Origin of the sequence: Oscillatoria nigro-viridis PCC 7112, assembly GCF_000317475.1 — a bacterium.
GTDB lineage: Bacteria > Cyanobacteriota > Cyanobacteriia > Cyanobacteriales > Microcoleaceae > Microcoleus > Microcoleus nigroviridis.
The window spans coordinates 4,018,217-4,042,970 of the sequence record NC_019729.1; the positions used below are offsets into that span (position 1 = coordinate 4,018,217).

The 24,754-nt window shown below is 45.9% G+C and carries 21 protein-coding genes; 12 read left to right on the forward strand and 9 right to left on the reverse strand.

Annotation, left to right across the window (positions count from 1 at the left end; all coding sequences use genetic code 11):
* Positions 1-73 precede the first annotated feature (73 nt).
* Positions 74-1,291 (forward strand): adenylate/guanylate cyclase domain-containing protein, encoded by a 1,218-nt coding sequence (locus OSC7112_RS16975; protein ID WP_015177053.1) that lies wholly within the window; start codon positions 74-76, stop codon positions 1,289-1,291.
* A gap of 49 nt (positions 1,292-1,340) precedes the next feature.
* Here the strand turns inward: OSC7112_RS16975 and OSC7112_RS16980 are convergent, their stop codons facing one another.
* Positions 1,341-2,621 carry a recombinase family protein gene (locus OSC7112_RS16980; protein ID WP_015177054.1) on the reverse strand — a complete coding sequence of 427 codons (1,281 nt, stop codon included), beginning with the start codon at positions 2,619-2,621 and terminating at the stop codon, positions 1,341-1,343.
* Positions 2,622-2,624: 3 nt separating this feature from the next.
* Entirely contained in the window at positions 2,625-2,984 is a 360-nt protein-coding gene (locus OSC7112_RS16985) for a VOC family protein (RefSeq protein WP_015177055.1), read from the reverse strand.
* Between the two features lie 228 nt (positions 2,985-3,212).
* On the opposite strand from OSC7112_RS16985, the gene OSC7112_RS16990 reads away from it, so the two are divergent.
* From OSC7112_RS16990 to OSC7112_RS17005, 4 genes are all read left to right on the forward strand, one after another.
* Positions 3,213-5,357, forward strand: coding sequence for a SpoIIE family protein phosphatase (locus tag OSC7112_RS16990; RefSeq protein WP_015177056.1), 2,145 nt, complete (start codon positions 3,213-3,215; stop codon positions 5,355-5,357).
* 152 nt (positions 5,358-5,509) lie between these two features.
* Complete coding sequence (locus tag OSC7112_RS16995) at positions 5,510-6,745, forward strand: adenylate/guanylate cyclase domain-containing protein (RefSeq protein WP_015177057.1); 1,236 nt, start codon at positions 5,510-5,512, stop codon at positions 6,743-6,745.
* Positions 6,746-6,776: 31 nt separating this feature from the next.
* Complete coding sequence (locus tag OSC7112_RS17000) at positions 6,777-7,385, forward strand: slr1658 family protein (RefSeq protein ID WP_015177058.1); 609 nt, start codon at positions 6,777-6,779, stop codon at positions 7,383-7,385.
* Positions 7,386-7,451: 66 nt separating this feature from the next.
* Entirely contained in the window at positions 7,452-7,805 is a 354-nt protein-coding gene (locus OSC7112_RS17005; RefSeq protein ID WP_015177059.1) for a slr1659 superfamily regulator, read from the forward strand.
* A gap of 336 nt (positions 7,806-8,141) precedes the next feature.
* On the opposite strand, the gene OSC7112_RS17010 is transcribed toward OSC7112_RS17005, so the two are convergent.
* Complete coding sequence (locus OSC7112_RS17010; protein ID WP_015177060.1) at positions 8,142-9,623, reverse strand: ATP-binding protein; 1,482 nt, start codon at positions 9,621-9,623, stop codon at positions 8,142-8,144.
* Positions 9,624-9,753: 130 nt separating this feature from the next.
* Positions 9,754-10,584, reverse strand: a complete 831-nt coding sequence (locus OSC7112_RS17015) for an alpha/beta fold hydrolase (RefSeq protein ID WP_015177061.1) — start codon at positions 10,582-10,584, stop codon at positions 9,754-9,756.
* Between the two features lie 158 nt (positions 10,585-10,742).
* Between OSC7112_RS17015 and OSC7112_RS35820 the strand changes: the two genes are divergently transcribed.
* Together OSC7112_RS35820 and OSC7112_RS17020 are read left to right on the forward strand one after the other, a co-directional pair.
* Positions 10,743-10,943 carry a hypothetical protein gene (locus OSC7112_RS35820; protein ID WP_006634481.1) on the forward strand — a complete coding sequence of 67 codons (201 nt, stop codon included), beginning with the start codon at positions 10,743-10,745 and terminating at the stop codon, positions 10,941-10,943.
* Positions 10,944-11,043: 100 nt separating this feature from the next.
* The gene (locus tag OSC7112_RS17020; RefSeq protein ID WP_015177062.1) at positions 11,044-13,200 is read left to right on the forward strand and encodes a BamA/TamA family outer membrane protein; all 2,157 of its coding nucleotides are present in this window, start codon (positions 11,044-11,046) and stop codon (positions 13,198-13,200) included.
* Between the two features lie 292 nt (positions 13,201-13,492).
* On the opposite strand, the gene OSC7112_RS17025 is transcribed toward OSC7112_RS17020, so the two are convergent.
* From OSC7112_RS17025 to OSC7112_RS17035, 3 genes are all read right to left on the reverse strand, one after another.
* A complete protein-coding gene (locus tag OSC7112_RS17025) occupies positions 13,493-15,154 on the reverse strand; it encodes a phosphatase PAP2 family protein (protein WP_015177063.1) in 1,662 nt (553 codons plus the stop codon).
* Between the two features lie 668 nt (positions 15,155-15,822).
* Complete coding sequence (locus OSC7112_RS17030) at positions 15,823-17,121, reverse strand: HEAT repeat domain-containing protein (protein ID WP_015177064.1); 1,299 nt, start codon at positions 17,119-17,121, stop codon at positions 15,823-15,825.
* Between the two features lie 45 nt (positions 17,122-17,166).
* A complete protein-coding gene (locus tag OSC7112_RS17035; protein ID WP_015177065.1) occupies positions 17,167-17,718 on the reverse strand; it encodes a CPBP family glutamic-type intramembrane protease in 552 nt (183 codons plus the stop codon).
* A 59-nt stretch (positions 17,719-17,777) separates the two neighbouring features.
* Between OSC7112_RS17035 and OSC7112_RS17040 the strand changes: the two genes are divergently transcribed.
* Entirely contained in the window at positions 17,778-18,092 is a 315-nt protein-coding gene (locus OSC7112_RS17040) for an acylphosphatase (RefSeq protein ID WP_015177066.1), read from the forward strand.
* 130 nt (positions 18,093-18,222) lie between these two features.
* Here OSC7112_RS17040 and OSC7112_RS17045 read toward each other — a convergent pair whose 3' ends face one another.
* Positions 18,223-18,873, reverse strand: coding sequence for a phosphoribosylanthranilate isomerase (locus tag OSC7112_RS17045; protein ID WP_015177067.1), 651 nt, complete (start codon positions 18,871-18,873; stop codon positions 18,223-18,225).
* 133 nt (positions 18,874-19,006) lie between these two features.
* On the opposite strand from OSC7112_RS17045, the gene psaK reads away from it, so the two are divergent.
* The 4 genes from psaK to OSC7112_RS17065 all read left to right on the forward strand — a co-directional run bounded on the left by psaK (position 19,007) and on the right by OSC7112_RS17065 (position 23,590).
* A complete protein-coding gene (psaK, locus tag OSC7112_RS17050; RefSeq protein ID WP_015177068.1) occupies positions 19,007-19,291 on the forward strand; it encodes a photosystem I reaction center subunit PsaK in 285 nt (94 codons plus the stop codon).
* Between the two features lie 80 nt (positions 19,292-19,371).
* Positions 19,372-20,568, forward strand: a complete 1,197-nt coding sequence (locus tag OSC7112_RS17055; protein WP_015177069.1) for a site-2 protease family protein — start codon at positions 19,372-19,374, stop codon at positions 20,566-20,568.
* Between the two features lie 191 nt (positions 20,569-20,759).
* Positions 20,760-22,715, forward strand: a complete 1,956-nt coding sequence (locus OSC7112_RS17060; RefSeq protein ID WP_015177070.1) for a CHASE2 domain-containing protein — start codon at positions 20,760-20,762, stop codon at positions 22,713-22,715.
* 38 nt (positions 22,716-22,753) lie between these two features.
* Positions 22,754-23,590 (forward strand): DUF928 domain-containing protein, encoded by an 837-nt coding sequence (locus OSC7112_RS17065; protein ID WP_015177071.1) that lies wholly within the window; start codon positions 22,754-22,756, stop codon positions 23,588-23,590.
* A 268-nt stretch (positions 23,591-23,858) separates the two neighbouring features.
* On the opposite strand, the gene OSC7112_RS17070 is transcribed toward OSC7112_RS17065, so the two are convergent.
* Entirely contained in the window at positions 23,859-24,611 is a 753-nt protein-coding gene (locus OSC7112_RS17070) for a lipoate--protein ligase family protein (protein WP_015177072.1), read from the reverse strand.
* Between the last annotated feature and the right edge of the window lie 143 nt (positions 24,612-24,754).

Here is a 24,754-nt window from a genome sequence, read left to right on the forward strand (position 1 = left end):
TTGTGGCGTTTTTTGACGTACACTTCTTAAGTGTTAATATCTTTTATCTTGACAAACTACCGTGAGCGAGTGCATGGACAGCTATCAATATCCTACAATTCAACCCAACATTTTAGTAGTTGATGATAAGCCCGATAATGTGCGGCTTTTATCTACAATCTTGACCGAACGAGGGTATCAGGTTCGTAAAGCGCTGAACGGGCAAAGGGCGATCGCTACAGTGCAAGAGTTTCCGCCGACTCTAATTTTGCTGGACGTGATGATGCCAGACATGAATGGATATGAGGTATGTGCAAAGTTGAAAGCTTCACCAAAAACCAGTTCCATTCCCGTGATTTTCTTAAGCGCCTTAGATGACGTTATAGATAAGGTGAAAGCTTTTGAGGTAGGAGGAGTTGACTATATTACTAAACCTTTTCAAGGTAAAGAAGTATTGGCACGAGTGGCAAATCAGTTAACTATTCAAAGTCAACAACACTTACTTCAAGAGCAAACGAAGCAATTCCAAGAACTTGTCGAACGTTTGCAAAACGAAATTAAAGAGCGGCAGGGGGTGGAGCTAGCTTTACGACTTGCTCAAACAAAGTCGGATCATTTGTTGCTGAATATTTTACCAGCAGCGATTGTTGAAAATTTGAAAAAGGGCGAGGGTTCTCTTGCCCAGAGGTTTGATTCAGCAACAGTTCTTTTTGCCGATATAGTCGATTTTACGTCTATTGCTGCTAGAATGTTACCTCTAGAATTGGTAAATTTACTGAACCAGATTTTTTCAATGTTTGACCAACTAACTGAAAAACACGGTTTGGAAAAAATTAAAACAATTGGAGATGCTTATATGGTAGCGGGGGGGTTGCCTGTGCCGAGGGCAGATCATGTAGAAGCGATCGCAAATATGGCCTTGGATATGCAGGAAGCGATCGCTGATTTTCAAACTGACAGAGGCGAACCATTTCAAATTCGGATTGGCATTCATACAGGGCCCGTAGTTGCCGGCGTAATTGGCACTAAAAAATTTATCTACGACTTGTGGGGAGATACTGTTAATGTTGCTTCTCGGATGGAATGTCAAGGATTACCGGGATATATTCAAGTTACTACTGATATTTACGAACTGTTAAAAGATCGGTATTTATTTGAGGAAAGAGGTACGATCGCGATTAAAGGAAAAGGAGAGATGATTGCCTATTGGCTAAAAGCTAAAAAAGATGATTCGGCGGTTGAAACCGATGCTTGTCAAACGAAGTCCGCTCCTAGCGAACTAAGAGAGTACCCAAATACCCGAATTATTTAAGAAGTCGGGCATCTCACCTAGGATCTAGGGATGAACGTCGAGCTAATCCTTAAAAAATGAAAATAATTTGCAGTTTCCAATTTGTATTTTCCCGGATGATTTCAATGCGATCGATAAATTCTCGAAAGTAAAACCTGCGTTCTGATTCTGATAAATCGAGCCAAAATTGCGGCAGGGAAACTGTTTGGGCAGTTTCTCGCAAATTTACTGGGGGCAGTTGCGCTAATTTGCTTTGCAGTTCGGCAATTTCGGTGCGGATTTTGTAGGCTCTAAACTCTGCCGTTTCGGTGTCTAATATGCCGCTGTCAATCAGGGCGGAAAGTTGCTGTATGATTTCTTGTTTGGAAGCGATCGCCCCGACAATTCCTGCTTTAATTCCATTCATATTCGGCATTTGCAACCCAGCAACAGCATCGGGTAAATCCCGACAAATACCGGCGATGGTTAATTGCAATACTTCATCGTAGGAAAGGCCGCTACATTTAGGCTGTTTTGGACAGTTAATCGGTCGCAAATAAAGGTATTCTTTTTCTTTGCGGTAGGAGGTGACTTTGGCAACTGTCATGGGCGATTTGCATTCTGCACAAGTTGCTAAACCTGCAAGGGAACGCGGGGCGCTAGCGCTGCGAGGAGAAAGGCAGCGGTTGCGGCGCAGCAACCTGTCTATTTGGGCGGCTTCTTCTCTGGAAATAATCGGGACGTGGGTGTTAGAAATTACTTGGCTGTTTTGATATTCCAAATCGCCTCGGTAGGCGGGATTTGTCAGCCAGCGGCGGCCGGTACTTACAGAGATTTTTTTGTTGTATTTCTTGGCTAGATACCGCACGGAACCTCGCAATGAACCGTAGATTAAAAAGTGTTCAAAAAAGTCTTTGACGGTGGGGGCGGTGGTTTTATCGATCGTATAACAATCTTTGCCGCGCCGGTAGCCGTAAGGAGCCTTACCCGGTGGAATCCGGGATTTGATGCGGTTGCGCGCGTGCCCTTTGCGAATACTCCTGCTGTGTTGGCTGCGCTGGATTTCTGCGAGGATGAGCAGCAAATTTTTGCGGTTTCGCGGTTCTGTTTCTGCTTGTACGATGATTTCGACGCCGAGGTTTTCGAGTTGGGCGAGGTGCGAACACACTTGCTGCAATGTGTCGCCTAGTTCTTCAAATCGCTGAATTAATAAGTATTTGACTGGTTCTGTTTGGCAGTCTTTGAGGAGTTGCTGAAGTTGCTGCCGCCCTCCTAAGTCTTGATAGGTGCGATCGACTTCTTGACCCCAAATTTCCGGTGCGGGTGCTGCTTCGAGTAGCGGTTCGGTGTAAGAATAAGCGATGATTTTCATCTGTTACTCGCTGAGTTCGATGATGTTGCCGTCGGGATCTTGGGTAAATAATGCCGATCGACCTGACGCGCTCATTTGAAACGGGCAATTGTGAGCGATTAACTGCTGTTTGGCTGCCTCTAAGTTAGCAACAGAAAATGCTAGATGTCGGTTGCGTCCCCATTTGGCATGGTCTACGGCATCTGGGATAATTGTTGCACCTAAAATTAGGTGGAGCTGGAAGTCGCCGATTTGATACCAGATTCCGGGAAATTTTAAGTCTCGATCGATTTTTTGCAGTCTTAGTACGGTGCTGTAAAAGTGTTGGGATTGTTCCAGGTTGGAGATGAGGATGGCGCTGTGGAGGGATTGAGTAATTTGCATTTTTGTTAGGATTTATTGTTTTATTTTAACCGCTGATGCAGGCATATGAGCGCTGATGAACGCAGATTGGTTGATGTTTGTTTAGTTTTTGATATGATAACATTGTCCGTCGCTATTAAATACATTCAAAACTGTTCTGAGTAAGTCGCGCTCGCATATTTTAGGATCGATTGTATTGTCTCTTTTTCTGAGTATGCTGTAAACTGCCCGCTGGGAGTGTTTTTAACAATGGTTTCAGAAAAAAGTGCGATCGTCTCCAGAGCGGGCAAATTCCGCCTCCGCAATGTCTTGGTAGTTCCCTTTGTTCTCCAAATTTTGGCTGCTGTTGGCTGCGTTGGCTATCTCTCTTACAGAAACGGAGAGCAGATAGTCAACGATATTGTTAGTCAGTTGCGCCAGGAAGTGAGTGCGAGAGTTTACGAACGTGTTCAAACCTATTTGGAAGCTCCGCCACTGGTGAATCAGATCAATCAGGATGCTGTACCTTTGGGGGTGTTGAACTTTGACGATTTGGAGCAAGCTAGACCATATTTTTGGAAACAAGTTCTGCAATTTAAATCGATCGGTCACGCGGGAATTGCCAACGAAAAAGGTCAGTACCTGCGTGTGGGTTGGGTCAATCGGCTGGTTGGACTTGAACAACCTCAGCTTGCCCAGCAACTGATTCCGGGGGGTGGCGACTTGATATATTACAACCTTGACGATAATGGAAACCCGACAACAATCGAGAAAACCACCCCCAATTATGATGTTCGCACGCGCCCTTTTTACAGAGTAGCTGTTGAGAAGAAACAGGCAGGTTGGAGTGAAGTTTATATTAATTTTGGCTACGGTACGCTGCAAATTAATGCGAGTCTACCCTATTATGATGCCGAAGGGAAACTAATAGGCGTGCTGACTTGCCAGATGGGACTCGATCAAATTCGCCACTTCCTGCAAACCTTACGTGTGGGCAATTCCGGTCAAGTATTTATCATTGAACCCCAGGGTGAGTTAATAGCCACTTCGGTTAAAGAACAGCCTCTTTCGGTGGGAACAGGCAAAGATACAAAGCGGCTCAAAGCACAGGAAAGCAGCAACCCACTGATGCGTCAAAGTGTGATTTATCTGCTCGATCGCTTCAAGCGTTTGGAAGACATCCATCAAACTGTTCAACTTGACTTTAAGCTAAACGGTGAGCGGCAATTTATCCAAGTTTCTCCGCTAACTGACAAGTACGGTCTCAATTGGCTGAGTGTAGTAGTAATTCCGGAAGCGGACTTTATGGCGCAAATTTATGCTAACACTCGCCAGACCATTTTGCTGTGTATGGTGGCTGTCATTGTCTCTGTTGGAGTGGGTATTTTCACCGCTAGCTGGATTACTCGCCCCCTAAACCAAATTGCTCGAGCTTCAGAATATCTAGCAGGTGGTGCGCTCAACCAGAACGTTGCTTCCAGTCGGATTTGGGAAATTGAAACCTTAACAAATTCCTTTAACAGCATGGCGAGACAACAGCAAGAATCCTTTGAAACTCTAGAAGATAAAGTCAAAGAACGCACCTCTGAACTCGCCACAGCCACTAAACAAATTGCTGCTCTCAACCAGCTCCTGAAAGCGGAAAACCTCCGCATGAGCTCCGAACTCGATATGCTCAAACAAATGCAGCAGTTGATTCTGCCAAAACCTGCTGAACTCGCAGCCATTGAAGATTTAGATATTGCCGGATTTATGGAGCCAGCCTCGGAAGTAGGCGGTGATTACTACGACGTACTTTGTACTAACGGGGTTGTCACTATTTGCATTGGTGATGTCACCGGACACGGATTAGAAAGCGGCATTTTGATGGTGATGACTCAAGCTGCTGTCCGCACTCTTCAGGAAATGCAAGAATCCGACTCTGTGCGTTTTTTAGATACGCTTAACCGCACTATTTATAAAAATATCCAGCGCATGAACTCCGACAAAAATATGACACTAGCTTTGCTCAACTATGCGGAACGCAAAATTAGTATCAGCGGTCAACACGAGGAAACTATCGTAGTCAGAAGAGGCGGTAAAATTGAGCGGATTAACATGATGGATTTAGGATTTCCGCTCGGCTTAGATGAGGATATTTCCGATTGGATCAGCCATGTTTTAGTAGACTTAGAACCGGGGGACGGGGTGGTGCTTTATACTGACGGCATCCCGGAAGCTAGAAATATACACAAAAAATTCTACGGTATCGAAAGACTCTGTGAAGTGGTTTCTCAAAACTGGCATTTGAGCGCCGAACAAATCAAGGAAGCTACCATCGCTGATTTGCGAAAATTTATTGGAGAACAAAAGGTATTTGATGACATTACTTTGCTAGTATTAAAGCAACAGGGAAATATTGTGCATAATTTATGATTGACGGTCGTCCACCCGCTTTCTACGAAGGGTCTTGGATTTAGTGACCAAGCATCGAAGCCGAAACAGGATTCCGGTTCCACGCCTGTAAGTTATAATTTACAGCGAGGAAGTCAAACAATTTTGCGCTTCCAGATTCGGAAGTATAAATTATGAAACCACAAATAAATGTAGCACGCTCTAAATCTCCCGAAGAACTCCATACCCAGCTACAGGAGTTGAGCCAAAAACTTGAGGAAGTAGAGGATGAAAAAAATAGCTATGAAACCTTAGTAGATATTATCACGCAACACTCCACGGATCTGGAAAATCAGATCCGTCATAAAAATCGAGAGATGCAGACTTACATCGAGCAGGTAAAAAAGGTTATAGATGCAGCTATTGCTGTAAAAAACAATAGCTTTCAACCCCAGATATTGTCAGATGTGGCAGCGCGCAGTGATGCACTGGGAGAACTGGCACAGGTATTTTCTCATATGGTGCAAACGGTGAAAGCGCGGGAACAAGAATTAGAGAAACTTTTGCAGGCTTACGGACGTTTCGTTCCCGATGAATTTCTCCAATTTCTCGGCAAGCAGAGCATAGTTGATTTCCAGCTTGGAGATCACGTGAGCAAAGAGATGGCAATTATGTTTTCCGATATGCGCTCGTTCACCACGATGGCGGAGCAAATGACTCCTCAAGAAAACTTTGACTTCATCAATAACTATTTACAGCAAATTAGTCCCGAAATTCGCAAGCACAACGGTTTTATTGTCAAGTATATTGGAGATGGAGTCATGGCAGTTTTTCCTGATGGCGTTGATGATGCTATTCAGGCAGGAATTGTGAAATTGGAGCAGTTGCAGAAATACAATCAAAGCCGTAAAATAAATGGGGATATACCGCTGAAGATTGGGATTGGTATCCATGTGGGTGATACGATGGTTGGGATTATTGGAGATGTGAATCGGATGCAAGCAGATGCGCTCTCAGATCATGTCAATCTCACCGCTCGTCTGGAAGGTTTGACTAAGTATTATGGCGTATCTTTATTAATTTCTGGAGATGCGGTACAACGTTTGAGTCAACCCGAAAAGTATCATATCCGTTTTTTGGATCGGGCTATTGTCAAAGGTAGACAAGAAGCTATTACAGTTTGTGAGGTGTTAGATGTTGAAGTAGAACCAGTGCGATCGCTCAAAATTAAAACTTTACCTATATTTGAGGAGGGACTCCAAGAATATTCTCAGGGAAATTTTGCTAAGGCTATAGTTTGTTTTGAACAGATAGTAGCCCTAAATCCAGATGACAAGCCCAGTCAACTTTACCTAAAACGCATCCAATCGCTGTTAAAAAATAGTATTCCTGCTAACTGGAATGGCGTGTGGAAATTCACCCAGAAGTGACATTAATACATCAAGTGGAGGGAGAAAAATTATGACATCTGGAAGCTTAAAAACAATGACACAAATCTTTGGAGAATTCATTGAAGAATTTCCTCCTGAACACGACTCCCTAGAACTTACATTTACCCCCAGTTCTCGCCCCATCAAACAGCGCTGGCGCAACAACAGGCTTTCAGCTCATTTTGTAGCCGATTATTTGTCTAGCTTTCTACCGGTGGATGAGGAAGATGCTAGGAGCGAGAAACGGATAAAAGAAAGCAAGGGAGCGGTGAGCTACGTAGCCAACGAACTGTTAGAAAATGCGATAAAATTTAATAACGATGATACTCATTACAAGGTCAGATTTGGCATACATTTTCTTGGTGAAATAGAGGTGACTGCGGTAATTTTTGCCAGTAATAGTGTCAATTCACAAGGGGCAAATAAGTTGAAGGAGTTTATTGAAGAAATTCTGGATTCCGATCCAAATGAACTTTATTTGCAGCAGGTTGAAAAGAATGCGGAATCTGAAAGCGATACCTCGGGATTGGGATTGCTGACGATGATTAATGACTATTCAGCTAAGATAGGTTGGAAATTCGATCGCAGGCCAGATAGTGATACCATCATTGTTACGACTGTGGTTCAAATTAGGGTCTAGTTTCTAGCATTTCAATATTTACTCTCTTGTGCGATCGCAATATTTTAGTCAGGAAACACAATCACAATGGGCATTCAAGAAATTAAAGGTGAAGATTACAGCATTCAGTACGATGCAGAATCAGTCACAGTCACTTTCCAAGGCGAACTCAGCCTGAGCGGCCCTGCAGAGTATGCACCAATAGCCGAATTGTTAGATGAGGTCGCCAATGGCGAACCGCCTACTATTACCTTGAACCTAAAACAATTGGAATTTGTTAACAGTTCCGGTATCAGTATGCTGTCTAAATTTGTCATTAGCGTCCGAAAAAAGAAAACGATTCAACTTTTGGTATTGGGTTCAAATGATATTCCTTGGCAACAGAAATCTCTCAGAAATTTAGAAAAGCTGTTGCCAACTTTGAAGCTCGAATTAGGGTAGCATATGTGTCAATTTTAACTACAGTTAACACAGGCGGGACGCCCGTGCCACACACAGTTAACACAGGCGGGACGCCCGTGCCACAGTTAACACAGGCGGGACGCCCGTGCCACAGTTAACACAGGCGGGACGCCCGTGCCACAGTTAACACAGGCGGGACGCCCGTGCCACACACAGTTAACACAGGCGGGACGCCCGTGCCACACACAGTTAACACAGGCGGGACGCCCGTGCCACACACAGTTAACACAGGCGGGACGCCCGTGCCACAGTTAACACAGGCGGGACGCCCGTGCCACAGTTAACATAGAGAAATTGGGATGATTAGTAAATTGCTTAAGTTTGCTGGATCGGCAGTTCAATGATAAACTCGGTTCCCTTGCAGGGTTCCGACTCGCAGCGGAGCGAGCCTCGGTGATTTTCTACTAAGATTTTGTAGACAATAGACAATCCTAAACCGGTACCTTTACCTATTTCTTTGGTGGTGAAAAACTGCTCGAACATTCGCTCTTTTATCTCTGCTGTCATTCCGGTTCCCGTGTCAGCAATCCGCACTCTCACGCGATCGGGCCCTGCTAATTCTGTGGCGATAAAAATTTTTAGCGCAGCATAGGGCTGATTTTGTGATACCTCGTCCAAAGCATCGATCGCGTTGGTAATTAGATTCATAAATACTTGATTGAGCTGTCCTGAATAACACTCAACAAGAGGCAATTTTCCATAATTTTTAACTATTTGAATGTCGCGACGGTCTATTTGAGAATTGAGACGGTTTCGCAAAATTAACACGGTGCTGTCAATGCAGTCGTGCAAATCGCACATGGTCATGTTACTGTTATCGGTTCGCGAAAAGTTGCCCATAGATTTGACAATTTCGCGAATGCGATTGGAACCCATTTGCATGGAAGAGATAACTTTAGGCAAGTCTTCAACTAGAAAACCAAGATCTATCTCTTCGATTTTAGCTGTGATTTCGGGACAGGGATTGGGATAGCATTCTTGATAGAGACACAGCAGGTGCAACAAATCTTGAGTATAAATTGCGGCATGGCTCAAGTTGCCGTAAATAAAACTAACTGGGTTATTAATTTCGTGGACGATACTAGCCATTAGCGCTCCCAGCGAAGACATTTTTTCGCTGTGGAGGAGTTGAGCTTGAGTTTCTTTTAGTTCGCAAAGTGCGCGATCGAGCTGGGCCGCTTGAGCTTCCGCTTTGGCGGTAGCAGCACAACTTTCTTGATAAAGTTCTACCTGTTTAAGGTCAATTTCAAATTGTTCGATTTCGCTTTCTTGCTGGTATTGGCTCACCACGGCATCGAAAGCTTCTAGCAACTCGTCACCTGCCGCTTCGACAATGTACAGCAGGTGGGGGTTTTCCAGCCTGAGTTCGGCATCGGGAACTTGCACCAAGGCTTTAATTCGATCGATATACGCGCGCACTTGTTTGTCTAAATACAGTGGCGGCTCAAAATACATTGCCTTGAGGGTGGCTGAAGGAGGACTGCCTAAGTTGATGCTGCTGCCAATATTAATTAAGTCGCGGTGCGATTTTTCCATAAGCTCGATCGCCTCTAACAAATTTCCGCGCAGTTTTGCTCTTTCTGCCGCATTCTTAGAGCAAACTAACCTCATACTAAAAAAAGCCGTTCGTTGCGAAAGCATTCGCTGGCGGCCGCTGATATTAATCACCGCAGCACTAATTTTTCTGGCTGTCGTAATTTCTTCCAGATTAAAGTAGTTGCTCAGTGCTGCCATTGGTAATGCCCCCGACTCGCCTAAATGTCTGTAGCTCCTGCTGATACAAGATTTAAGAGCCATAAAAAATTTTTGTACAAGACACTAACCAATATATTCTGTATTTCGTAGTAAAGTAGTATACTAAAACACAATTGTTTTCCCGTTGTGGCTTATCACAATTTTCAGGATTCCCCTTGTTGCACCGTTTTTCTTAATTATTCAAAAAATTACAAATCAACTTCGCCATAGTTTGAGCTTGAGTTTGCGGCAACCCGTGAGTGGCATTGGAAATAATTGCTAACTCAGCCCCCGGTATCTCGTTAGCGCAGGTTTCACAGTGCCATAGAGGAATTGTTTCGTGACTATCTGCTGCGATAACTAAGGTAGGAATTTGCAATTTGTGAATTTCTTTTTCTACTGTATCAACTGCATCTTCTGGCCGCATCCGACTCATTAAAAATGATCTTGCTACTGGTTGAGACATCAACTCCCTGCGCCACCCGGAAATTTGCTGCAATTGCTCACTTTTTCCCGCTAAACTAGCGAAAGGTTTTGCCAACTGCAAGACCCAATCAACGGCTGGGGTTTCCCACAGCAGCGGCCGCAAAGCATCGTATTGACCGCAAAAAGTGTCGTCTCGAATTCCGTCCGGTGCTGCTAACACTAAACTGCTAACAGAATTAGGATATTTGAGGGAATATGCAGATGCTACCCAACCGCCAAAAGAATGCCCGATAATGCAGCATGGTTCAATATTTAGTTGTTCTACAACTTGGCGCACAAAAGCAACTTCTACAGCTATGTCATAGCGGATTTCTGGTTGGCTGGATTCTCCAAAACCTAAAATATCTAAACTGATGCACCGAAACTGAGATGGCAATAACTCAATTAATGGCAGCCAGCAAGTCTTTTCTCCTAAGAAACCGTGCAGCATCGATCGGGGTCTGCCGCACCCGATTTCCAGGTAGGCTGATGTTTGGCTACTGCTATTGACAAATATACTTAATGTGTGCTTTTGTCCTACAATTGCTTGAGACTGCACGGGGATCGACTCGTGATAGGTAAAATACCTTTGTAAAGGATTGTAACAAAACAGCAGTCCAAAGGTTAAACTTCATTACGGAGTATACAGTTAGAAATAGACCGTGATATTCTCTATGATTATTAGAAAATACTACAAACCCAAAGCAGGAGAACACTTTGAACTCTACTTTAAAACAGTACCCGGCTTGCTCTCTTCGCGAAGATGTCAGTGAGTACGTAGCACACCTACAGCTTCACATGACGTTACAAGCTCGCAACTTGCTCCCTACCATTACCACTGCTAAGGATAGTCGCGAACAACTGTTGCAGCAGACTCAGGCTCATTTTGAGAAACGAGTTTCTCGACAAGCTATTTAAACAAATTTTACGATCGCCCGCAGTCGATCGAACTTTCCCACATTTCAGCATCCCAGAAACCCGGTAGCCTCAAAAATACCGGGTTTCTTTTCGGCTAATTATGCAGGGGGCTCGGTTTTGGGTAATATGCGTTGGGTGTGCTTTAAATTTAATGTCTATGCGAATTCCGATTATTGCATTTTTGACTTTGGCGGCGCTGGCTGGCGGCGAATTGGCAGCGCGGGCGATCGATCCGAGTGCCGCACCGACTGAGGCCCTGTTGAGAGAGGGAACCGCAGAAATTGACAGGCGAGACGCCTGTCCCACAAGGGGACAGAGGGAGGAAGATCGGGTAATTGGTGATAACTTAACGTTAAACCGACCGTCTCTGTTGTTTGTAGCGAAGTCTAGATCCCCCCTAACCAAGGGCGGGCACGGGGGCACCGCCCCTACTAAGGGGGGGACAAGAAATCTGCTCAAAGTCCCCCTTCTTAAGGGGGATTTAGGGGGATCTAGACTTGATGACAAGCGACATTTGTTATCGGTTCCAGTCTTAAATAGTCACCAATCGGATGAGGTGAGTCTCACATCTGACACCATTCTCCTGAACGGGCAAGATGCCCGTGAAGCGAGAGATGAATTGTTGTGTGGAACAGGCATCTTGCCTGTTCATCAAAAGCTGATTGAAAATGGTGCAGCATCTCTCAAGAACGGTGCAGCATCTGTCAAGAACGGGCAAGATGCCCGTGAAGCCAGAGATGAATTGTTTGGTGGCACAGGAATGTTGGCTGAAGTACCCGCAGCGCAGCTATCCCCTAGGGAATCGCCCTCACTCAAGTCCAGCCACAACAAAGATTTTACATCTCTGTTAAAAACTCCGGCGACGATCGCGGCACAAGCCGAAACCCCCGAAGCAGTAAACAGCAACGCCCAACAGTTAGGCGGTACTCTAAAAATCAGTCAAGCCAACAATGCTGAAGGCGTTTACGTTGCAGAGGTGAAAATTCGCTTTGTTAATTCCCGAGGGGAAGCTGTTGATAGAAAAGGGAATCCAATTGAGGGCAGAATTTCGGAAGATTTTATCCGAGGCGAGCTCAAACTCAAGCCGGGGGATAACTACAGCCGGGAAGTTGTACGATCGGATTTGCAGCAGTTGCAGCAATTGGGATTGTTTGAGAAAGTTACGGTTTCGATCGAAGAAGTTGGCACGGATGTTAATGTAATCTACAACGTTCAAGAGCGATCGGCTCGCTCTTTTAGCGTGAGTGCCAGTCTTAGTGATGATGTTGGCGTTGCGCTTCCTCTTTCATATACCGATCGAACTTTCGGAACAACCCCGCAGCGGCTGGCGGTGGAACTTCAGCCCAGCCTCCGAGGTATCCAGTACGATGTCGAGTTTGTCAGCCCTTACGTTGCCGCCGAAGACCGTTTGGGATACAGTGTGAGAGCTTTTGGCGATCGCAGAATATCGGAAATTTTCAACAAAGATATTGATTTGCCCAACGGAGACCGGGTACGGGAAATTCGGATGGGGGGAAATCTCAGGTTTACCAGACCTTTGGGCGATTGGCAATCGACTTTGGGATTAAATTATACAAACATCAGCACGCGCGATCGCAACTTAAATATCGCCCGCCGCGACGAACTCGGAAATCCTCTCACATTCAGCGGCAGCGGCGTTGACGACTTATACACTGTTTCTTTTGGCGCAATGCTCGATCGGCGGGACAATCCCTTCAACCCTACCAGCGGCTCGATTCTCAGCCTCAGCACCGAGCAGTCGATACCTCTGGGGCGAGGCAACATTGTGAGCAACAGGATGTTGGCGAATTATATACAGTATGTACCAGTAACTTTGTTGGGCATCAGCGAGTCCGAAGCCTTGCCCGAAATGCTGGCTTTTAACTTGCAAGCGGGGACGGTAATCGGGGATTTGCCACCGACGGAAGCTTTTCGCCTCGGCGGCCGCAATTCGGTGCGGGGTTACGACGGCGGGGATATTGGCAGCGGCCGGAGTTATTTTTTGGCTTCCGGTGAATATCGGTTTCCTGTAGGTCAAGATGTCGGCGGCGTGATATTTGTTGATTTTGCGTCGGATTTGGGAACGGGAGATAGCGTACTCGGAAAACCGGCGGTAGTCAGGGACAAACCGGGGACTGGGGCGGGTGTTGGGGTGGGTGTGAGGGTGCGATCGTCCTTGGGATTAATTCGCTTAGATGTGGGTGTTAGCGACTCCGGCGACATCAAATTTATACTCGGTACAAAGCAACGTTTTTGAAGCAAGTCATCAGTCAGCAGTCATTAGTCACGAGTTAAGTGTAGGGGCGGGTTTCACCAATCATCTATCTCAGAAACCAACAATATAATAAACCCGCCCCCACGAACACGACAAATCCGAATCTACATTTTTTGGATTCGATCGAACATCAGGTTAATCTGGGTTATCGGTTGTGTGGGGGCGGGTTTACAAGATTGTTTGCGGTCATCAGATATTGTTGGTAAAACCCTCTCCTACAGGATGCGTGAAGATACAAGAAGCGATTTCAATCGCCACTTGCTAAAAAAAGGTTTCAGCCTACGGTTTTAAACAGATTTTGCGCGACGAAATTGCCGACCGCCAAACCCGTTGGCAGCGCATCATCAACCGTAGCCTCGCGCACGTGCACGCCGCCGTAAACCCGGCTGATGGCATCCTCATAAGCAGCATCGTAAAAACTGTTGTAAGTGCGCGTTACACCGGGCATTTCTTGGGAAACTGCCGTAAAAGAGTAGTTGTCACCAAAAAAGTTGGTCATCACTCCGGCAAATGCACCGCTAAAAGTCGAATGTCCAGAGATGTAATCTGGGAAGGGCGGGGTGGGGCTCAGTAGGGGCTCCCATTCCGGGTCAGTCACCGTTCCTGAAATGCCTTTTTTCTCGCCAAATCCCCCGGTAATCAAATCGTCAGGTCGGGGTTGAATGACTTTGCTGTTGTACTTGGCATCCCAAGCCACAATCCCAGCATCGGCCAAAGCGACGTTCAACTCGGCAAACAAGCGGGCATTTTCCGGGACGGTTGTTTCCTCGCGCATGGCGACTTCTTCAGCAATTTGGTTCAATTGTCCGTAAGGCCGGAAAGTGTCGGCGCGATCGTCCGCCCAGAAAATCGCGATTTCGGTTTGGTCGGGAGTCCGCGTCACGGTGGTGTTTGCGGTACTCTGTTTCCCCCCCAACAGTCGAACTTCTTCCAAGTCTTGCACGAAGCGATCGGTTCCCGGTACGCCATCTAAGCCTTTCGGGGCAAAGGCTGCGGTGTTGGGGATAGCGAAGGGCTTGACTTTGCCCCAGTTTGGCCCTAGTGCCGCGCCTTTGTTGGGGCCTTCTGTTTTCGGTCGCCAAACGTAATCACCCTCTGGGGGAACGTAAGGGGCATTGTTGCTGGAACCGTCGTTGGCGCGGGAGGCGAGGATGGTGTCAGCAACGAAGTTCCCAAAGGCGACTCCATCGGCCTCGGCTTGCGGTGTGTCGTCGATCTCTGCTAGGGATCGGGCGAGTTGTCGATCGAATAATTGAGTTTGATTTGGCAGCAGTGTCACTAACGCTTTGTGGGCTGCTGCTGCTGCTGCTGCTTCCTCGGATGCGCCAATGGGGGCGGGAGTGTTGACAGCATAGGACGTGTGAGTGCGATCGAACGCATTCACCGCATCGTAAACTGAGAGGGAAGTAATCGCCATCAGGCGCGACCCTACAGTAGGCGGCACGCCCCGTCCCGCTTTCCCTTCAGCTTGGATCGCATTTAAAGCGGTGGCATTCCAGTCGATGACAACATCGCTTCCGGTGGCCGAAACCAGTTTTGAGATTTGCTTGGTGTTATTGTTCTGGTTAATTTCGGCAATCAGGTTGCAAGCCCCCGGAGCTCCAACCGAGGTCATGTTGCCATAGTTCAACCTAACGGTTGTGGATTGTCCCGGAAGCAGGTTGACTTGTTGGATAGTGGAGGTTAGCAAGCAATCGTTGACTAATTTGCCGTCTGGGGCGCGATCGATGGTCGAGTCTGTGGAAGTGTAGAGTTTGACTGTGACGGGGCCTGTGACTGGTGCGGAACCTTGATTTGTCAGCTTCACGTTGACTTTAGCTCGATCGCCCATTTCAATAGTTTTGGGCAAATCTATCTTGCTGAATTTAGCCACTAAATCCCCTTGAGAGGGAAGTAAATTTTGAGCTGTTACTAGATCTACAACTTCCTGATCCATTGATGTGACCTTCTTAAAAATTTCCAGCTTTTTGTTTTCTTGCTTCAAAACTATCCGACGATGTACCCCTTCCACCAGTTCTTATTGAAATCTTTATAAAAATCCACCTATTCACCATTGCTTTGTTTAATCTTTATAAATATGCTGAGCATTCCCTATCACTGAGTAAGTGCGGATATTTTTACTCAACTTTATTCTCAATCTCTGTTCGTAATTTATGTAAACCAGGCTACATATAACTTATTGATAATTATAAATAATAACTTGTTTATCTACTATCTTCAGAACTAGAACAGAGCCTCGGTAGGGACACAACATTGTTGTGTCCTGTGTTGTAGGCAATGGAGAATTGCTATATATGTTTGTGGTATTAATCGGAACTCAGTGCAATACAGCACCTCGCTAGGGATACAACAATGTTGTGTCCTGTGTTGCAGGCAATTGAGAATTGCTAGATATTTGTGGTATTCATCGAATCGGCAGGGACACAACAATGTTGTGTCCTGTGTTGCAGGCAATTGAGAATTGCTACATTTATCCTAATATAGCCTTTCGAGCGTAACATGAGGTACTCTCGCGGGCATAGGGTATAGGGCATAGGGCATAGGGCATAGGGCATCACTTGCGAGCGGTATGTACCTCATTTTATTGAGAACCGCTATAACTGGTTAACGCTTGGGTTTCTTCAGATCAACATTTTTCGGTTTAGCGGCCGGAGTGCGCGGATAAAACTTAAACTTATTGAGCGCAGCACTTGCCGATTTAGCCACACCGCTATCTATATCTCGCAAAGCTTTTTGCAACAGCGGAATCACTTTTTCAGACTTAATCATTGCTAGTGCTTCCACAGCAGCTTCGCGCACCTCCGGGTGAATATCTTGAGCTAATTTTCCCAAGGTTTCTATTGCTCGCTGACCTTCTGCTCTCAGAGCATTAGCAGCAGCTATTTTACCTAAAGCAGACGCTGCAAACTTGCGAGTTTCTTTGTCCTGACTTTGAACGCATCCCATCAACTGCGGTAGGGAATAGCTTGGTGCTTGTCTGGTAATTGGAAGCTGTTGTTCGACTGGTGGTTGATGTAAATCACTGGGTTGCGGTTCCGAAAAATCTGTGTAATTTAACTCTTCTTCAACTTCTGTTTGATTTAACTCACTTGACTGTTCCTGCCAAACTTCTTGTTGTGGTAAATATTCTCCAAATTCTGTTGAATTTAACTGACTGAACTGCTGCTCCGGGACTTCTTGTTGTACATTACTCTCGTACTGCTCTTGCAAAGACCTGATAGTAGCTTGCATCTGAGCTTCGTGAGTTCTCAACTGCTCGTGAGCCGCTTGCAACTGACTCTCGTATTGCTCTTGCAAAGCCTCCATATTTAACTGCATCTCAACCTCGCGGTTCTCATATTCTTCAGCAGTTTGCCTCAAGCGAATTTCGTGTTCATTTTGCAAGTTTTGCAAATGTTGCTCCATCTGAGCTTGATAATTTAGATGCAATTCGTCAGCAACTCTAAGTAAATGATGTTCGTGTTCTGCTTGCAAAGATTGGATATTTTGCTGCATCCTAGCATTGTTAGCAGCTTCTAATTCCTCGCTGATTTGTCGCCGCAGCTCATGCTCGTCTACGCTGGCAACTTGTTGGATCTGACTGTCGCGTTCTGCCTGAAGTTGTTGGAGCTGATTTTCATATTGAGCCGCAACTTGTTTGAGCTGGTTTTCGTATTGGGTAGTAACTTGTCTGAGTAAATTTTCGTGTTCGATAGTAGCTTTTCTAAGCTGATTTTCCCGTTCTCCTTGCTGAGATTCGACAGCTTGTTGCACCCGAGACATCTGAGCTAATTCTATTTCCTCACTAATTCTGCGAGTTTGCTGCAAGTATTCTTGTTTTTGCTTGTTTAAGCGCTTTTCATACAACCAATAAGCAACTGCTACCCCTGCCAAAAAACCTACGATCGCTCCTATGATACCCACAATTGAGATCCTCCCGACAAAATAGTGATGCTGGACTTTTTACATTTAACCATACAGCCTCCTGTAACCGCCCAGTAGCAACAGCCAGGCTGTCACTGCGAGCCAGTGAACCGCCACCGCAGGCCAGATAGAACCGCTTTGCAGGTATGCGAGGGAGCACGCAACTCCCAAAATTGCCGCCAGTAGCAAAAACACTGGATTCATAAAGGTCGATCGACCAACCGGGTAAAAAGTCAGCGCGTTCAGCGGGTGGTAAACTACAAAAACCGCCAAACTCGCGCATCCCCAAAACCACAGCATTAACCCAGAAGCATTCTCGAACGGGTGCGGCAGCATTAACACGCGGAAATATACTTCCTCGGTGATACCGGGACTTAACAAACAGCCAACGAGCACTCCCACAATTGTAGCCCTGGAGGTTTGCACATCAACTTTCAAAAATCCCGACCAAAAACCGATAGGAAGCGCCATCGAAGTGTAAACCAGCGCGAGCATAGCTGCAACCAGCCAATCAGTGAAATCGGGAATAGTTGAAAAAGCTAGGGTGACGCGGCGTACCAGCAATCCCAGCAGCGCCATCGCACTAAAATTTAACATAATCAAACCGATCCTTAAAATTTTCAAACAGATGTTAGCAGTAAGTTGAGCCGTTTATTATGCAAAACCAATCATTGCCGCCCGTCAGAGTCCGCGTTTTTGTTTCGGGATTAGTTCAAGGAGTAGGATACCGATATTCAACGATGAATCAAGCAAAGTATTTCGGCTTGGGCGGCTGGGTAAGAAATCTCCCCGATGGGCGCGTCGAGGCTGTCTTTGAAGGCTCCAAAAAAGCTGTGGAAGAAATGATTAGTTGGTGCCGCCGCGGCCCCACCGGTGCTACGGTTAGCGAGTTGGTTTTGGCATACGAAGACGCGGAGGGCGATTCCCTTCAAGATAGCTCCGCTTCAGGCACTTTTGAGATCCGCCGATAAAACAATAAAGGGAATAAACTGCGGTTGAAACCGCTACTGTAGAAACGAGTTCTGCCTTGTATAAGGCAGGCTTCGCTCACGCTGACTAAAGAATCAATCGCAGAAAAAGCGCGAATTTGGTATTGCCAATTTATCGATGATTAGCAAGTTGACTTAATTTAGCAAACAACTGAGCAACTTTGGTCAAATCTTTATCTCCCGGCGCTATTTCTACGCCGCTAGAAAGGTCAACGCCGCTGAAGTTATAGCCGATCGCGCTATCAATTGCATTTAAAATATTATCCGGTGTTAAACCGCCCGCCAGCAGCCAAGGACACTGCGGTCTAAACTCTGATAGCATCATCCAGTCGATCGTTTTACCAGTACCGCCCAATTGCTCTGGATGGTAAGCATCCAGCAGTAAAGTATCAACACGAACAGCATAAACAGCAGCGGTGGCTAAAGTTTCAGGAGTCTTAACTCTCAGGGCTTTGATAATTTCAATTCCCGGCAAAAACTCCCGCAGCCGATCGCAATATTCCGCCGTTTCATTTCCGTGCAACTGCACCCCGCTTAAATTTGACTCTGCGGCTACTTGACAGATATTTTCTATTGTGGTGTTGGCAAAAACGCCGATGCGATCGACATTTTTCGGCAACTGCTCGACAATCAGGCGAATTGTTTCTGGGCTGACATAGCGCGGGGAAGCCGGCACGCAGATAAACCCCAAAGCCTGGGCTCCCAAGCGGGCGATCGCAATTCCTTGGTCTAATTTAGTGATTCCGCAAATTTTAACCCGCACTCCCGGTCCTCCGTTCCGAATTTGTATCAAAATATCAACGAATTGTTAACTATTAAAACAAATCTTAGTTTAATGCAAACAGCTTTTTATAATCTTGGAAATCAATTTATCTGTGAAATCAGGAGATAAGAACATGATCGCCTCATCTTTGCTGTTAGCCGTACAATCTACCGCTCCCTCAACACCCGAGTGGTCGCCAACGGTAGGACTGACAATGATTTTATGTAATTTGTTGGCGATCGCGATCGGCTACTACGGCATAAACAAGCAAAACCGAGGCAAGGGCCCAGCTTTACCCGTTGCAGTGCCTGGAATGTTCAAAGGCTTCGGCATACCAGAATTGCTGGCAACAACCAGCTTCGGCCACTTGCTCGGAGCCGGAGTAATCTTGGGCTTGGGTAACGCCGGAGTTCTGTAAAAATCAGCGCCAGGGGAAAGGCAAGGGGAAGAAAAGATATAATAGAAACTCTTTCTTGCTCTCCTTTCCCAGGAAACTTCATGCAGACAGGTTGGCGAATCGGCTCTTTATTTGGCATCCCCCTACTTATAGATTACTCGTGGTTTATAATTTTAGCCTTAGCAACCCGCGAATACGCCAGCAGTTACCGCCTGTGGGGGCCTGCGCTCTCCTGGAGTGCGGGGTTAGCAATAGCTCTGCTACTGTTTGCTTCCGTGCTCTTGCACGAACTCGGACACAGCTTGGCGGCGATATCGCAAGGCATTAAAGTTAATTCTATTACCTTATTCTTATTTGGAGGAGTAGCTTCGATCGACTCGGAATCCAAAACTCCCGGTCAAGCTTTTCAAGTAGCTATTGCCGGCCCTCTAGTCAGCTTTGCGCTGTTTTTAATCCTCGGTTTGGGTTCTCAAGTTCTTCCCCCGAAAAGTTTGCTAGCAATTGTCACCGACAGGGTAGCGCTCATCAATCTCGTTTTGGGATTATTTAACTTAATTCCCGGTCTGCCTTTGGATGGAGGACAAGTTTTAAAAGCAGCAATTTGGAAAATCACCGGCTCTCGATTTGCCGGCGTTCGCTGGGCGGCAAAAACAGGACAAGTTTTAGGTTGGCTGGCTGTTGCTTTGGGTCTGAGTTTATGCTTTTTAGCGCGCGAGTACGGCGGCTTGTGGATTGCCCTGATCGGCTGGTTTGGCATTCGCAATGCCACTGCTTATAGCCAATTTACTTCGCTGCAAGAAGCCCTGCTCAAAATTAAAGCCAGCGATGCAATGAGTCGCGAGTTTCGAGTTGTAGATGCAGATTTGACTCTGCGAGAATTTGCCGATCGATATTTGTTAGAAGTCAATCCGTTTCCATTTTACATTGCTGCGACCAACGGCAGGGATTTGGGCTTAGTGTCGATCGACGATATCCGCTTCACAGAACGCAGTCAATGGCAACATCAGACTTTGCACAACATTTTGAAACCCCTGGGAACAACCCCCACAGTCTCCGAAAAAGCATCCATCGCAGAAGTAATTAACAGCATGGAAGCCCGTCAACTCCCCCGAATCATCGTCCTCTCGCCGATTGGTTCAGTAGCGGGGACGATCGATCGGGGCGACGTGGTTAAAGTTTTGGCAAAATACCTCAAACCGCAGATTTCCGAAGCCGACATCAAGCGCAGCAAAGAAGAAAACAGCTATCCGCAGGGATTGAAATTAAGTGCGATCGCCAAAACCGCACAAGAAAACTAAAAATTTGGCATTAGTCAAACAATTTGGGATTTGGGATTTGGCATTAAAAGAAGAATAACCCCCGGATTCATCTGTGCGGACTATGTAAAGTCCAATTCCACGATCTCAAATAAAAAATCCCAAATTGTTAGATTTGATAACTTAAGAGGCGGTGCATTTTTTCAAGAAAATTTGAAAAAATAATTATCAATATGCCCAAATTTTTGCATCAATTTCATCATCAGTTGAAGGATAGAGGCTGGAGTTGGAAAAACGTAACTCATTTCTTCCCCTTCCCTGACTTGCAACCTCTTGCTATTATCTGGATTGTCGTGACCGGAACTCTATTGGGAGTGCGACATTTAGGCGGGTTGCAGCCACTAGAATTAAATGCTTACGACCTCATGGTGCAGTTGCGGCCCGATCCGGGCCCTGACCCCAGGTTGCTGATAGTGACAATCACCGATCGGGATATTAATACTCTTGAAAAATGGCCAATTTCCGATCGCGTTTTAGCAAAAGCGATCGCCGAAATAGCGCGTTTTGAACCCCAAGCTATTGGCATAGATATAATTCGCTCGACTCCCTACGAACCGGGAAAAGCAGAATTAGCAACTCAACTGAAAAACCCCAAAGTATTTCCCATTACCTTCATCGGCAACTCAGAGTACGATCGAGCTCCGCCACCTCCCAATATACCAGAAAATCGGATAGGGTTTAACGATTTAGTCCTCGATCCAGACGGTAGAGTGCGTCGAAATTTGATGTTTGCTGGCGATGGTAAAACGACACTGGCTTCATTTTCAATGCGGCTAGCTTTTGCCTATTTGGATAGCAAAAAAATAGATTCTAAATTGACTGAGAAACAAGAAATTCAGGCTAATAAAACAGTATTTTCAAAATTGCGATCGGACTCAGGAGGTTATCAAAACATTAATGCCCAAGGCTATCAAGTCTTACTCAATTACCGCTCTGCTGAAAATATAGCAAAGAGCGTGACACTAACTCAAGTTTTGGATCGAAAAGTCGATCCAAAATTGGTGAAGGGTAAAATAGTGCTAATAGGCGTTACAGCCCGAACAGTCAGAGATTTATTCTCCAGCCCTTACAGTGCTAATGCCAGCGGAAACCGCCTGATGCCTGGGGTATTAATTCACGCCACGGCCACCAGCCAAATTATCAGTGCAGTTTTAGACGGCAAAGGGCTATTTTGGTATTGGGACGAATGGCAAGAAATTCTCTGGATCGCTGTTTGGGGCGCAGTGGGCGGCTGTTTAGCTTGGCGGCTAGAAAAATCGCTGAATTTGATGGGAAGTGCGATCGCAGCTTGCGGTTCATTATTCGGATTCACCTTTTTCCTCTTCATGCAACATGGGTGGATACCTCTAATTTCCCCTACCCTGGCACTTTTAATCACCGCAGGAGTCGCAGTTACCTATAAATACGAGCAATCGAGGCAACAGCAAGGGATTGTGATGAAATTATTAGGACAACAAACTTCACCGGCGATCGCAAATGCCCTGTGGAAAGAGCGCGTCCATCTGCTCGAATCAGGGTTATTGCCGGGCCAAAAAGTTACTGCTACCATCATCCTCACCGACTTGCAGGGTTTTAGTACAATCTCCGAAAAACTACCGCCAGAAGTAGTAATGAGTTGGTTAAATGAGTATTTATCAGCAATGGCCCAAGAAGTCCAAGCACATCAAGGCGTGATTAATAAATTTACCGGAGATGGAATGCTGGCAGTATTTGGCGTACCCATTCCCCGCACCACTCCAGAAGAAATTGCAGAAGATGCTCGCCTTGCCGTATCTTGCGCTTTAGCTATAAGTTCGCGCTTGCCACAAATGAATCAAAATTGGATCGATCGCGGTTTACCGGCCGCAAAAATGCGAGTAGGCATCTTTACAGGGGCTGTGATGGTGGGTAGTCTGGGAGGCTCAACCCGTTTAGAATATGGAGTGATCGGCGACAGCGTAAATATTGCCTCTCGCCTGGAAAGCTGCGAAAAGGATCGGCAAGAGGACACTTGCCGGATATTGATTGCAGAAGAAACCTTTCTGCATCTGGCCGACAAATTTGAGGTAGAATCTTGGGGAGCTTTGCCTTTAAGAGGCAGGGAACAAAAAGTTAATGTCTACCGGATATTGGGAAGGAAAAAGAAATAAAAAGAGAGAATCTATCCCTAAAAATTCATGGAGTTAATATGAAAAAAATTACTAAGTTTCTCATCAATCTGATATCAGTTGGCTCAATAGTATTGATAGCAACACTTGATGCTTCCCAATTAGCAGTTGTGGGACTGCCGACTCCAAGCACAGATGGCAAGCCAGGCACTGAATCGGGAGGGCCGCGCTTCGGTCCGCCGACTCCAAGCACAGATGGCAAGCCATTCACTGAATCGGGAGGGCCGCGCTTGGTTCAGCCTATTGAAGATATGCTACCGGGCGATCTACGGAGAGTGACGCGCAAAGCAAGTAAATGCGTGAAGGGTGAGATAGAGTTTACAGCCTTGATACCAGAAAATAAAATCGGACGGACTGTTTCGGAATATCCTGTATTCTTTTTCTACTTGCCTCAAACAGAGGCGGAATTAGCCGAATTTGTTCTGAAAGATGAAAACGGGAACCCGATTTATCAAACAACCCTAAAAACTAACAATTCATCAGGGGTAATCGGTGTTAGTCTCCCCGCCAATAAAAATGTGTCGCCCTTGCAAGTAGGCAAAAATTACCGTTGGTCTGTTGCATTGATTTGTGAGGCTCAAGACAGATCCGCAGATATTTTGGAACAAGGTATTGTGCGCCGAGTTGAACTCAGTGAAGATATCCGCAGTCAATTAGAGAAGGCTGATGCGCGCCAGAAAACCTTTATTTATGCTGAAAATGGGATTTGGCAAGAGGCTCTCAGCAATCTAGCTGCCGCTCGTCGCGCTAATCCTAATGATGCAGAATTAACTGCTGATTGGGAAAGCTTGCTGGATTCTGTGAAATTGGGCAAAATTGCCAAAGAGCCGATCGTTGAAATTGAGCCACAGCCATAAGCTGTACTGCATTTAAATTTAACTTTTTTGGTGGCGTTAGAGCAACGGGCCACAAGACTTTTAATAAAAATAAGTGTACAAGTTTTTAACTTGTATCAGTAACAGCCAAGATGACGGTTCTACAATAAAAATTCTTTGTTGTAGAACGGCCATCTTGGCTGTTCCCAACAGGCGGTATACCTCACAAAAAGTATCCCAGAAATATGTGGCACGGCCATCTTGGCTGTTCCGAAAAAGTGGCAGGAAAGCCCGCCCCCAAATATGCAGGTTAAATGTGAAACAGCTTACTACTTGTTAATTCCCAAATATCCTGCCATTCCTCTTCTGAAAGTGGCTGCACCTCCAAATCAATTTCAAAACAGCGACAAGCCTCCGCACTCAAAACATCAATTACAGTTGCAATCAAATCATCTCCCCCTTCAGATAGAGGTAATTGCACAGGAATTAATTCCTCCCCAAACACTTGAGAAAATAATTTAACATCCGGCTGCAAACGCATCGAACCGTGCTGCAAAATAGCATCACCCCGTCGCAATTGCGCGCTACCAATTAACTTGCAGCCATCAAGTGTAACTAAATCCGCACCCGTCGCAGTACCAAAACAATTCGGATTGTGAATGTAACCCCTTCCAGCTTCCCCGTATTGCAAATCCAAACCCATCGCCCTCCAACCCTCAATCAAAAACTCGCAAATAGTCTGATAAGCTTTCATACGGCTGCTTCCAAATCCTGACGCCACAACGGCATAAGTTAAATCCCCTTGGTGCAGCACGGCGCGCCCGCCGCTGGGCCTCCTCACCAACTCTACAGGCATTCCTTGCCAAGACAACTGCTGCCAAAACTCCGGCCATCGGCGCTGGTGGTAGCCCAAGGAAATCGCCGCCGGTTGCCAAGTGTAAAATCGCAGAGTTGGCGGATTTTTCCCCGCTAGATGCTGTTCCAGCAGCCAGTGGTCGATCGCCATCTGCACGCTACCAGACGCCGACAACAGTGGAATTAAACGCCATACAGAATTATCCATCAGTTCCCAGTCCTGAGTTTGCACTCAATAATTCGCAGAATGTTTTAAAATTATTAACAGTTTTTTGGGGCTGTCTTGTCAGTTGGTGCAAGTTTTACCCAGTCGGTGCTTTAGAAATAAATAGAAAAAATAATCGCAGAACC